This is a genomic window from Amycolatopsis pigmentata (assembly GCF_042684065.1).
In the GTDB taxonomy this organism is placed as follows: domain Bacteria; phylum Actinomycetota; class Actinomycetes; order Mycobacteriales; family Pseudonocardiaceae; genus Amycolatopsis_E; species Amycolatopsis_E pigmentata.
In genome coordinates this window covers 22,548-34,465 of the sequence record NZ_JBHUKR010000024.1, presented here as the reverse complement: position 1 = coordinate 34,465, position 11,918 = coordinate 22,548, and the positions used below count along the sequence as shown (strand labels likewise).

General features: G+C 66.1%; 7 protein-coding genes. 6 read left to right on the top strand and 1 reads right to left on the bottom strand.

Features of this window, described 5'->3' with window-relative positions; translation table 11 throughout:
- Positions 1-42 precede the first annotated feature (42 nt).
- From ACFSXZ_RS36955 to ACFSXZ_RS36935, 5 genes are all read left to right on the top strand, one after another.
- On the top strand, positions 43-2,937 hold the full coding sequence (locus tag ACFSXZ_RS36955; protein ID WP_378270776.1) for an ATP-binding protein: 2,895 nt from the start codon (positions 43-45) through the stop codon (positions 2,935-2,937).
- 446 nt (positions 2,938-3,383) lie between these two features.
- On the top strand, positions 3,384-4,796 hold the full coding sequence (locus tag ACFSXZ_RS36950) for an RNB domain-containing ribonuclease (protein ID WP_378270775.1): 1,413 nt from the start codon (positions 3,384-3,386) through the stop codon (positions 4,794-4,796).
- Positions 4,797-4,811: 15 nt separating this feature from the next.
- Entirely contained in the window at positions 4,812-5,621 is an 810-nt protein-coding gene (locus ACFSXZ_RS36945) for a helical backbone metal receptor (protein ID WP_378270773.1), read from the top strand.
- A 123-nt stretch (positions 5,622-5,744) separates the two neighbouring features.
- On the top strand, positions 5,745-6,698 hold the full coding sequence (locus ACFSXZ_RS36940) for an undecaprenyl-diphosphate phosphatase (protein WP_378270772.1): 954 nt from the start codon (positions 5,745-5,747) through the stop codon (positions 6,696-6,698).
- On the top strand, positions 6,695-7,603 hold the full coding sequence (locus tag ACFSXZ_RS36935; protein WP_378270771.1) for a cytochrome c oxidase assembly protein: 909 nt from the start codon (positions 6,695-6,697) through the stop codon (positions 7,601-7,603). The genes ACFSXZ_RS36940 and ACFSXZ_RS36935 overlap by 4 nt, the downstream gene beginning before the upstream one ends.
- Positions 7,604-7,611: 8 nt before the next feature.
- On the opposite strand, the gene panB is transcribed toward ACFSXZ_RS36935, so the two are convergent.
- A complete protein-coding gene (gene panB, locus ACFSXZ_RS36930; protein WP_378270770.1) occupies positions 7,612-8,475 on the bottom strand; it encodes a 3-methyl-2-oxobutanoate hydroxymethyltransferase in 864 nt (287 codons plus the stop codon).
- Positions 8,476-8,603: 128 nt separating this feature from the next.
- Between panB and lysX the strand changes: the two genes are divergently transcribed.
- Positions 8,604-11,894 (top strand): bifunctional lysylphosphatidylglycerol synthetase/lysine--tRNA ligase LysX, encoded by a 3,291-nt coding sequence (gene lysX / locus ACFSXZ_RS36925; protein ID WP_378270769.1) that lies wholly within the window; start codon positions 8,604-8,606, stop codon positions 11,892-11,894.
- Positions 11,895-11,918 lie beyond the last annotated feature (24 nt).

Sequence of the window (11,918 nt, the reverse complement as noted above, 5' to 3'; positions counted from 1 at the left end):
GCCCAAGTCGGGGGCGGAGTAGTGGAATTTCAGATTCTCGGTGTGCTGCGTATCGACCTGCAGCGAAATGTGGATCTTCGCTCGGTCAAACTTCGCGGTCTGCTCGGATTATTACTGCTGAACGCGAACTCGCCGGTGTCCGCGAGTTTGATCATGAGGTTGATCTGGGACGACCTCGACGGCAGTAAGCCCAGGCAGGAGCTGTACCGGAACATCTCGAAGGCACGCCGCGTGCTGGGGAAAACGATCTCGAAGCCATCGATCGCCGTCGGCAACGGCCTGTATCGGCTCGACGTCGATCATTCGAACGTCGACTACCATCATTTCCGCCGGCTGGTCGACGAAGGTGTTTCCCTGCATCGTTCGGGGAATAATCGTGGCGCCATCAAGATCCTCAGACAGGCGCTGGCCATGTGGCCGGATGAACCGATGCTGGTGAATGTGCCACTGCCCTGGGTCAAGCAGGCCGAGGAAGAATTGATCGACGAGAGCTTCAACCCGGCCGTACGCGCGTACTTCGAGGCGTGTTTGGCTGAAGGACGTGGCGACTCGGTGATCGTCGAGATCGAGCGCTTGATGCGGCGGCAGGAGTTGAACGAGACCCTCGCGGAGCTGCGGATGAATGCGCTTTCCCAGCTGCGCGGTCCGGACAGTGTCGACAAGTTCTTCCGCGCCTTCGTCCGACGGACCACAGAGGAGCTGGGTGCCGACGTCAGCGCGCATCTGAAGCGTCTGCATCGTGACCTCGTGGAAGGACGGGCCACCGCTGCGGCGGCAGGTCGTCTCCGAGTTCCCGTGATGCTTCCGCGGGACATACCGGATTTCCTCGGCCGCGCAGACGTTCTGGCCAGACTGGACGAGTGGTTGCTGGCTCGGGGGCCGGCCGCGGTGGCGTTGCACGGTGTCGGCGGGGTCGGTAAGACGGCGGTCGCACGGCACTGGGCCACTACACGGAGAGAACACTTCCCCGACGGCCAGTTGTACTTCGACCTGAATGGGGACTCGGATCCGGAGAAGCCCACGGCGGTGGCCACCGGGTTCCTGAAGGAACTCGGGGCGGACATACCGCTCGACGCAGATCGGATGACTTTGCTGAGGCACCGGATCGGTGATCGGCGGATGCTGGTTTTCCTCGACAACGTGGGAAGTCCGGACGAGATCAGGCCCTTGCTGGACGCGACCGCGTCATGTTCGGTCCTGCTCACCACTCGCCAGAAGCCTGACCTGATCGGCTGTCGTGATCTGGTGGTCCCGAGGTTGCGGCCGGTCGATGCCGTGGAGATGATCCGGCGGCGGATCTACGATGACCGCAGGGCCATGGAACCCGCCGCGGTCGAAGAAATCGCCAAACTGTGTGACGGTCTGCCGCTGTGCCTGCGTATCGCCGGTGAGTACGTGGTCGCACGCTCCGGGATGACTATTCGTACCTTGGCCGACCAACTCGCTGCCGAGGAACGACGCCGTCTGCTGGATGCCCACAGCCGAACCGACGGGAAAGGCCGGTCGCTCCGAGCGGTCTTCGACTCTTCCTTGTCCGGTTTCGACCCCAGGACCAAATTCCTCTTCACCGTGCTGGGCCTGCATCCTCACCCGTATGTCAGCCTCGCGGCGGCCACCGCCTGTGCAGGCATGAGCGCGACCGAAGTGGAAGACTGCTTCGACTCTTTGGTCACCGCCGGATTTGCGGAACAGAAATCGGAGACCGTGTACCACCTGCACGACATCATGCATGCCTACGGGAGGGACGTCGCTCGCCGGGAAATCGGCGATCAACAGCGTACGTGGATTCTCCGCCGCATGTTCGACTTTTATCTTCGCACGGTCAGGAATGCTATCCGGTTGATTTCGCCGGAATTGACCGAAGTGCCACCTCTGGCGACCGACGATTCTGTGGTTCCGGTCGCGTTCGCGGATCGTGTGGCTGCGCAGCGGTGGTGTTTCGAGAGCAGAGCGGAGACTCTGGCGGTCGCCCGGTTGGCCGCGGAAGTTGGTTTCCAAGGTCATATGTGGAGGACAATCGGTTTGTTCAGTGTCTGGTCGTGGGAGTACTCGGACGACCTTGACGATGTGATCACCCTGTTGGTGTCGGGGGTCCGGGCGGCAATAAAGGACGCGTCGCGTACCGGCGAAAAGATGCTCTTGAACAACCTCGGTGCGATGTACTTGCAGATCAAGAAGTATCGGGAGGCGGAAGCGTGCCTGGAGCAGCTCCGCAGGTTCAGCGTCGAAAGTGGTGATCTTCTGGCCGAGGCCATCGCGCAGCACAACATGGGGACGGCACTGCTGGGGCGAGGAAGGCTGAACGACGCGGCCAAGCAGTACCGGATCGCTCTGAACCTCTTTACTCGGGCCGGCAACGAGCCCTATCGAGGCCGGGCGTATCTGCGCCTGGGTGACGTGTCACGGCGAATGGACAGGCCGGATGAGGCGAAGCGATATTACGTCGATTCCTTGGCGGTCTTCGGCAAGGTCCAAAGTGATGAGCGGGCCGATCCGTTGCTCGGGCTCGCGTCCTTGGTCGCCGAGAGCGGAGATCTGGAGAGTGCGAAGAGCTACGCGCAAGAGAGCCTCGAACTGTACCGTCACGCGGTCAAGGAACGTGAAATGGGCAATGCCCTGCTCGCGCTGGCCCATATCCAATGCGAGATGGGCGAATTCCCCGAAGCATTCACGCGCGCGCGTGAAGCTGTCAGACTAGCCGACGCCAGGGGAGATCTGGCCGAGAAGGCACGCTCTCTCGAGACTCTCGGTGAGGTTCGTGTCAAGGCGGGCGATGTCGACTCCGCGCGTACCGCCTGGGAGAACGCCCGCTCTCTCTTCGATGAGTTGCACGACGCCCGGGCGTCCGCGGTTACAGATCGATTGACCGAGTTGAATGCGAGTGAGAGCTTGCCCGAGCAACGAAAGCGTTCACAGCAGTTGAGCGAGGGCCACTGATCGCAAGCTTCTCCGTCGTTACGATGTAGCAGTCCGGCTTCATCAGCGCCACGCTTGAGGTGACCGCGGCGTGGGAAGCCGGGGCCGTCATGGTAATCGGCGTGCCCTTAGCTGCGGTGGCATTGAAGGACAGGATGGTCAAGGCGACCGCCCCGCCGGCCAAGAGTGCGCCGACAGATACGACAACTCGGTACCGCAGCCAGTTACGCAGAGCCACTTCTGAACTTCCTACCGTGTGTATCGAGGGTCTCATGTAGGTGTCACCCTATCGGGAGGTAGCGGCCCGGCGTTCCGGGGAGTGGGTCCTCGCCTGCGGTGTGGGCGAGGTAAGATCCACTGAGTTCTTGTGGCCTTCAACAGCTGTTTGTGTGGTGGTTGAGCCAGGCCCGGAGAGTCCAGACTCGATCGGTGGGTGAGCAGGTGCCCAATCGGGTTATGGTCGTTCTGTGGCCCCGGTCAGCGTTCACTCGGCAGACGGTGACTTCGGCCGGCTTCGTGCCGAATTCCAGCTGCCGGACTCGTTCGGGCCTGATGTGCTGGCCGAGGCAGAGGCGTCGGTGGGGGAGACGCCGGCCTTTTCGGCCGAACGGGAGGACGCCACCGGCCTTCCGTTGGTGACGGTCGATCCACCCGGTGCGAAGGATCTCGATCAGGCCCTCATGATCGCGCGCAGGCGAGACGGGTTCCGCGTGCACTACGCGATCGCGGATGTGGCGGGATTCGTGCGGCCAGGTGGCGCCGTCGATCGCGAGGCCCGGCGACGTGGCCAGACGCTGTACCTTCCCGACGGGAACGTCCCGCTGCATCCACCGGTGCTCGCCGAGGACGCGGCCAGTCTCCTTCCCGGTGAAGTCCGTCCGGCGGTGCTCTGGACGATCGATCTGGACTCCGGCGCCGAACACGTCAAGAGCCGGGTACGTCGCGCGTGGGTGCGTTCGACGGGACAGTACGACTACGAGGGTGTGCGGGCGGCGCTGGAAACCGGCACCGCGCATCCCTCGGTCGCCGCGTTGCCGGTACTGGGTGTACTGCGGCGCCAACTGGCGGTAAGCCGCGGCGCCGTAGAACCGCAACTGCCGGAACAGGCGATCGCCGGAGACCCCGGGAACGGCTGGATGCTGGGTATGCGCGCCCGGAACGACGTCGAGGCGTGGAACGCCGAGATCTCCTTGCTCACGGGCATGACGGCGGCATCGGTCATGATCGAGGCCGGGGTCGGTGTTCTCCGGACGTTGCCCGAACCCGACGAGGAGTCGGTGAACTGGCTGCGGCGGTCGGCACACGCACTCGGCATCACGTGGCCGGAAGGGGCCGGTGTTTCGGAGCTCCTCGCCGGGCTGGACCCGGGCTTGCCGGAGTCGATGGCTCTCTACACGTGCACGACGCGGTTGCTGCGCGGCGCCGGATACACCGCCTTCGAGGGCGAACCGCCGCCGTCGACCGGCCACGCCGGGATAGGCGCGCCGTATTCCCACGTCACGGCGCCCATCAGACGGCTCGTCGACCGGTTCGCCGCCGAGATCTGCCTCGCGGTGAGCGCGGGAACTCCAGTGCCCGGCTGGGTCCGGGACGCATTGTCCGAGTTGCCCGTGGTGATGAGCGCTTCGGACACGCTCGCCGCCCGGGTCGAGCGGGCCTGCATCGATCAGGTCGGTGCCTGGATGCTCACCGGGCTGGTCGGCGGCACGTTCGAGGCCGTGGTGCTACGCGCCGAGGAGGCGCGTGCCGAGATTCTGGTGGAGAATCCGCCGGTGATGGGTAGGTGTAGCGGCGTGAACCTGCCCGAGGGCGAGCGGATAGTGGTGCGGTTGTCGGCGGTGGACGTGGAGAAACGGAAGGTTTCCTTTGAGCGGGCGTGAGGCACGGGCCGGGTCATGATCACCTTGTTCGACGACCTCGGCTCGGATGTGGCGCTTCGTGGCGCGCCGGCGCGTGTCGTGTCGCTGGTGCCCGCGCTGACCGAGGCGATCGAGGTGACCGTGCCCGGACGGCTCGCGGGCGCGACCGACTACTGCACGCATCCGTCCACTTTGGATGTCGCCAGGGTCGGTGGGTCGAAGTACCCGAAACTGGACCGGGTCCTCGCGCTGCGTCCCGACCTGGTGCTGGCGAACTCGGAGGAGAACCGGCCCGAGGACGTGGAAACGCTGCGGGCGAACGGAATTCCGGTCTGGGTGATGCGTGCCCCGGCGACGGTTCCGCACGCGCTCGCGTCGTTGCGCAGGTTGCTGACCCAGGCCTTCGAAGCCTATGAGCCGCGATGGCTGGTCGAGGCCGAGGAACTGTGGCGGGCAACGCGACCGGTGCGTGCGCGTGCGGTGGTACCGGTCTGGCGGAAACCGTGGGTGATTCTCGGGCGGGACACCTTCGGCGGCGACGTCCTCCGTCGGCTCGGGATCTCGGTGGTCTACGCCGGACACGAGGATCGATACCCGCGCCCGGAACTGGACGAACTCCGGGCTTGGTTCACCGACGGCTCCGCCGACGTGCTCGTGCTGCCGGACGAACCGTACGAGTTCACCGACGACGACGGGCCCGGCGCCTTCCCGGGGGTCCGCTATGTGCTCGTCTCCGGTCGCTACCTGACGTGGTACGGGCCCTCCCTGATCGAGGCCCACCGGGCACTCGACGCCGCGCTGTCCGCTGTATTGGAGGAAGGAGTGTTTACTACGGATGATCCGTAGTAAACACTCCTTCCTTCACAATGAGGATCCCCGCGCGGCGCTGCCTGTGCCCGTCGTGGCGGCGGCCACCTGGTCGGGTAGCGTCGTGGCGGTTGCCGCGTCGTGCCTGAAGAAAGGTCCTCAATGTCCGGTGTGACATACTTCGAGGGGATTGTCGTGGGCGCCCTGCAGGGCGTGTCGGAGTTGTTCCCGGTTTCCAGTCTTGGGCACAGCATCCTGCTGCCCGCGTGGGTCGGCGGTTCATGGGCGACCGATCTGAGCATGGGGGAAGGATCGCCCTATCTCGCCGTGCTCGTCGCGATGCACGTGGCCACGGCGCTGGCGCTGGTGCTGTTCTTCTGGCGTGACTGGGTGCGCATCGTGCGTGGCCTGCTGACCTCGATCCGCGACAGAAGTGTCACCACCCCCGACCAACGTCTTGCCTGGTTGCTCGTGATCGCCACGATTCCGGTCGGGATCGCGGGCCTGCTGCTGGACAAGGTGGTGCAGGAGTATCTCGGCAAACCGGTTCCCGCGGCGATCTTCCTGATCCTCAACGGAGCCGTGCTTTATGCGGTGGAATGGTTCGGGCGCGGTGGTCATGACGACACCGGAGGGCCGGAGCCGGTACTGGCCACGGAGACGACCATCGACTTCTCGGCCCAGCCCACCATGCCGATGCGCGCCATCCGCGTCGAAGAAGCCTCCGACATGCGCCTGTCCCAACTGCGGATCAGTCAGGCCGTGGTCATCGGCGCCGCGCAGATCTTCGCGCTGCTCCCGGGAATCAGCCGTTCCGGCAGCACCATCGTGGCCGGGTTGCGCCAGAGGTTGTCCCACGAAGACGCCGCGCGTTTCGCGTTCCTGCTGGCCACGCCGGTGATCCTGGCGGCCGGTGTGTTGAAGATGCCGTCCCTGCTGAAGCCGGCGGCCCACTCCTCACTCGGGCCCGCGATCGTCGGGAGTCTGGTCGCTTTCGTGGCGGCCTACCTGTCGGTCCGCTTCCTGGTCTCGTATTTCGAAACGCGCACGCTCACTCCGTTCGCCATCTACTGCGCGATCGCCGGGGCGGCGAGCCTGGTTTACTTCACCTTGTGACCGCTCCGCTTTCCTGGGAAAGGGTGTTCACGTCCTGGACACCTGATTTCGCGGCGCTGGCGTTCGTCCTGGTGCTGGGCGGCGGTTACCTTCTCTGGTCCCGTCGTCTTCCGGACTGGCCGCGGGCACGAACCTTTGCCTTCGTGGCCGGGCTCGCCACGGTCCTGCTGGTCACGTGTTCTTTCCTGGGTGTCTACGACCGGACGCTGTTCTGGCCCCGGGCGGCGCAGACCGTCGTCCTGCTGATGATCGCGCCGCTGTTGCTCGCGCTCGGTGCGCCATTGACGCTGGTGCTGGCGAGCGTGCCGGGCGCGGCCCGGTTGCGGGCTTTCGGACGTGGCCGGACGGCTCGCGCACTCACCTTTCCCCTCGTGGTCAGCGCACTGCTCATCCTGCCTCCGTTCCTGCTCTACCTCACTCCGCTGTACGAGGTCTGCCTGCGCGATCAAGCGGTCGATTCGCTGGCCCGGCTCGGCTTGCTGGCCTGTGGTTTCGTCTACTTCTGGACCCGGCTGAGACTGGACCCGACACCGCGAGACGACCATCACCTGATCTCGTTCAGCATCGGATTCGCCGAGGTGATCGTCGACGCGGCGCTCGGGCTGGTCCTGTGGCTCGGCCCGCTGCGCGCCGCCGGCTATTACCAGGCACTGGCCCGACCCTGGGGGCCTGACCTGCGAACCGACCAGATCATCGGCGCCGGCATCCTGTGGATCGGTGGCGACCTCGCCGGCCTGCCGTTCGTCGGCGCGTTGCTGGCCCGATGGAGACGCGACGACGAACAGCAGGCCGAGCGGATCGATCACGAACTGGACAATCAGGAGACAGACGGCCCAGCACAGGGGATGTGGTGGGACACTGACCCCGTCCTTGCCGAACGGTTCAAGCGTGAACGACAGACGTGAACCCGCTGTCAGTGGAATGCGTGTTCAGGTGCGGGGAACTCGCCTCGGCGGACTTCGTCGGCGAACGCGCTCGCGGCGCCGGAGAGCACCCCGGCCAGGTCCGCGTAGCGCTTGACGAAGCGCGGTATCTTGCCACGGCGCAGGCCCGCCATGTCCTGCCAGACGAGAACCTGCGCGTCACAGTCCGAACCCGCGCCGATGCCGACGGTGGGAATGTCCAGCTCATGAGTGATCCGCTTGGCCACCTCGGCCGGCACCATCTCCAGCACCACCGCGAACGCGCCCGCCTCCTGCACCGCCAGCGCGTCCGCGACCAGTTCGTCTCCGGCCCGGCCACGCCCCTGCACCCGGTAGCCACCGAGGTTGTGTTCACTCTGCGGAGTGAAGCCGATGTGTGCCATGACCGGCACCCCCGCCGAGGTCACCGCCTCGATGTGCGGCGCGAACTTTCGGCCGCCTTCCAGCTTCACCGCGTGTGCCCGGCCCTCCTTCATGAACCGGACCGATGTCGCCAGCGCCTGCTCGGGCGAGAGCTGATAGGACCCGAACGGCAGGTCCGCGACGACCAACGCCCGCTTCGTCGCCCTGGTCACCGCCCGTACCAGCGGCAACATCTCGTCCACGGTGACCGGCAGCGACGTTTCGTAACCGAAGACGTTGTTCGCGGCCGAGTCTCCGACCAGGAGCACGGGGATACCCGCTTCGTCGAAGAGCTGCGCGGTATACATGTCATAAGCGGTGAGCATCGGCCATGGTTCGCCGCGCTCCTTGAGTTCACGCAGGTGAGGGATGCGCACCTTCTTGACCGGCGCACCGGTACCGGCACCGTACGGCGCAGGTTCGGAGTCCGGCCGGGTCGGTTCCGTCGTCATTGTCGTCACCTGTCCTTCCCTCGAGGCCCTCGTCGGGTCCCCGGGTCGTGGATCTGGAGAATCCAGCGTGGCACCCTCGTGGCGATGTCGGAAAGCCGCTGCGATGAGCTTCACATGGGATGGCGAGCATGAGTGAGAAAGCCGTTCCGCGCTGGCGCCGCAAGGCCGGCGGCATAGTCGCCACGGTCGTGCAGTTCGGCGCGTTCATGTCGGTGGCGCTGCTCGTCCTGGGGAACCACCACGCCTTCTACTCGTGGACCACGTGGATCTTCAGCCTGCTGAACATCCCCGCCGACGCCAACGTGCTGATCGCACTGGTGCTGGGGGTCCTCGGCGCGGCCCTTCGCCGCCGCAAGCGCGCCGCGCTGAACACCCTGATCCTGTTCCAGATCGGCGGCCTGCTCACCACCGGGGCATACGAGATCGCGCTGATCTGGGCGCCGCCACGGTTGCCGCGCGCCGAGCCGAGGCACGTCCCGCCGTTGCTCGGGGTCATCACCGGGATGGAACTGCTCTCCATCGGGTTGATCGTGTTCCTGCTGTTGCTGCGGCCCGCGTTCCAGGCACGGCTCGCGCCGGGCGCCTGGTGGCGGGCGCTGATCGTCGGGGCCACCGGGATCCCGGCGGTGGTCGTCGGCGGATGGCTGTTGATCGAGTTGTTCCCTGGCTCGCTGAAGACCACCACCGACCGGTTCCTGTGGGCGGCCAACCACGGCACCGGTGAATTGCTCCAACTGCGCAGGGTGGGTGTCCGGGGGATGGGCCCGGACTGGATCGACCTGGTGATCGACGTGAGCGCGACGCTGGTCGCGGTCGCCACCCTGTACGTGTTCTTCCGCGGAGTGCGCAGTCGCCGGCACCGCACCGACGACGAAGAGCTGAGGCTGCGGACGTTGCTGGCCAAGTTCGGCGAGGACGACTCGCTCGGCTATTTCGCCACCAGGCGTGACAAGAGCGTGGTGTTCGCGCCGTCCGGACGGGCCGCGGTGACCTACCGTGTGCTCGGCGGTACGAGCATCGCCAGCGCCGACCCGGTCGGTGATCCCGAGGCCTGGCCGCAGGCGGTGGAAGCGTGGTTGGCCGAGGCACACACCTACGGTTGGTCACCCGGCGTGCTCGGGGCGAGCGAGCGGGGAGCCAAGGCCTACACGGCGGCCGGGCTACGGGCGCTCGAACTCGGTGACGAAGCCATCCTCGACGTCCGGGACTTCACGCTCAGCGGCCCGGAGCGCCGTTCCGTGCGGCAGGCGGTGAGCCGCATCGAGCGCGCCGGATACACCTCGGTGGTTCGCCGGCACGCGGAGATCTCCCAGCAACAGATGGATCAACTGCTCGAGGCGGCGCAGCACTGGCGCGGTGCGGAGAGTGAACGGGGTTTCTCCATGGCCCTGTCCCGGCTCGGTGACCCGACCGACGGCCGGTGCGTCATGGTCGAGGCTTACGACTCGCACGGCATGCTGCGCGGACTGCTGTCGTTCGTGCCGTGGGGGCGGCGGGGCCTGTCGCTGGACCTGATGCGGCGTGACCGGCTCGCCGAAAACGGACTCAACGAGTACATGATCGCCAAGCTGGTGGAAAACGCGGGACGGTTCGGCGCTGCGCGGATCTCGCTGAACTTCGCGATGTTCCGGGCGGTGTTCGAGGCCGGGGAACGGATCGGGGCCGGCCCGGTGTTGCGTGCGTGGCGTGCCGTGCTCAGCCTGTTTTCCCGGTTCTTCCAACTCGAGTCGCTGTACCGGTCCAACGCGAAGTACGGCCCGGAGTGGGAGCCGCGGTTCCTCTGCTACACCTCCGCGCGGAGGTTGCCGAGAATCGGGCTGACCGCCGGTGCGCTCGAAGGCTTCTTGCCGGCCAGCCCACGGCCGAGCTCACGGGGGATCACCTCCGACGCGGTGAGCGAGGAATTCCTCGCCAAGGTCAAGGAAATCGACGCGCTCGCGAAGCCGAGCGAGCCGCGACCGATACGGCGCCCGGAGCAGGTGCGGGTGCGGGTGGCGAAACTCGAACGATTGAGGCAGGCGGGGGTCGACCCGTACCCCGCCGGCTTCGAGCGAGACACCGTGCTGGCCGACGTGGTGCGGAAGTTCGGTGGCTTGGAGCCGGACACGCGAACCGGTCACGAGGTCCGGGTGACCGGGCGGGTCGTCGCCATCCGGGACTTCGGTGGCCTTTGCTTCGCGCGATTGCGGGACTTCTCTTCGGAACTGCAGTTGATGCTCGCCGACGACAACCTCGGTGCCTGGCGTGACGGCGTCGATCTCGGTGACCACGTGGGTGTGCGTGGGCAGGTGGTCACGTCCAAGCGCGGTGAACTGTCCGTGCTCGTGGACGAGTGGACGATCACCGCCAAGTGCCTGCATCCCTTGCCGGACAAGCGAAAGGGCCTGACCGACCCGGAGACGCGGGTGCGCCAGCGATACCTCGATCTGATCGTCAACCCGGACTCGGCGAACATGCTGAAGCTGCGCAGTACCGTGATCCGGGCCGTGCGGGAGCGGTTGCACGCACGGGAGTACGTCGAAGTCGAAACGCCCATGCTGCAAACCGTGCACGGTGGCGCGAACGCCCGGCCGTTCGTCACGCACATCAACGCCTACGACATGCGGATGTATCTCCGGATCGCGCCGGAACTGTATTTGAAGCGCCTGTGCGTCGCCGGTGTCGAGCGAGTCTTCGAACTCAACCGGAACTTCCGGAACGAGGGTGTCGACGCGACCCACAACCCCGAATTCACGATGCTCGAGGCTTATCAGGCCTATGCCGACTACGCCACCATGCGGACGCTCACCCGGGAACTCGTGCAGAACTGCGCCGAAGCGGTCTACGGCGCGCAGATCGTGCGCAGGGGCGGCGAGGAACACGACATCTCGGGCGACTGGCCAGTGATCACCGTGTACGACGCTGTCTCGGAGGCGCTGGGCGCTCGTGTCGGGCCGGAGTGCACGGTGCCTCGGTTGCGGAAGCTGTGCCGCGCCGCGAGCGTCCCGGTCGACGACGACGCGGGTCACGGCGACCTGATCCTCAAGGCGTTCGAGCACCTGGTCGAGCCGAACACGGTCCTGCCCACGTTCTATACCGACTATCCGACCGAGGTCTCTCCGTTGACCCGTCAGCACCGACGCGACCCGCGACTGGCGGAGCGCTGGGACCTGATCGCCTTCGGTGCGGAGATCGGCACCGCCTATACCGAACTGACCGATCCGTTGGAGCAGCGTCGTCGCCTCGAGGCGCAGTCGCTAAGGGCGGCCAGCGGAGATGTCGAGGCGATGGAACTCGATGAGGACTTCCTGCTCGCGCTGGAGCACGGCATGCCGCCCACCGGTGGCCTCGGCCTCGGCATCGACCGTCTGATGATGATGCTCACCGGTGCCTCCATCCGGCAGACCGTGCTCTTCCCCTTCGCCAGGCCCCGCGCCTAGCTCCCCCGGGTTTTGTGGAGGAAG

What these genes read in the sequence shown, in the direction of transcription:
- lysX (WP_378270769.1), top strand. Translation starts at nt 8,604, where the DNA reads ATGAGTGAGAAAGCCGTTCCGCGCTGGCGCCGCAAGGCCGGCGGCATA.
- ACFSXZ_RS36945 (WP_378270773.1), top strand. Translation starts at nt 4,812, where the DNA reads ATGATCACCTTGTTCGACGACCTCGGCTCGGATGTGGCGCTTCGTGGC.
- ACFSXZ_RS36940 (WP_378270772.1), top strand. Translation starts at nt 5,745, where the DNA reads ATGTCCGGTGTGACATACTTCGAGGGGATTGTCGTGGGCGCCCTGCAG.
- panB (WP_378270770.1), bottom strand. Translation starts at nt 8,475, where the DNA reads ATGACGACGGAACCGACCCGGCCGGACTCCGAACCTGCGCCGTACGGT.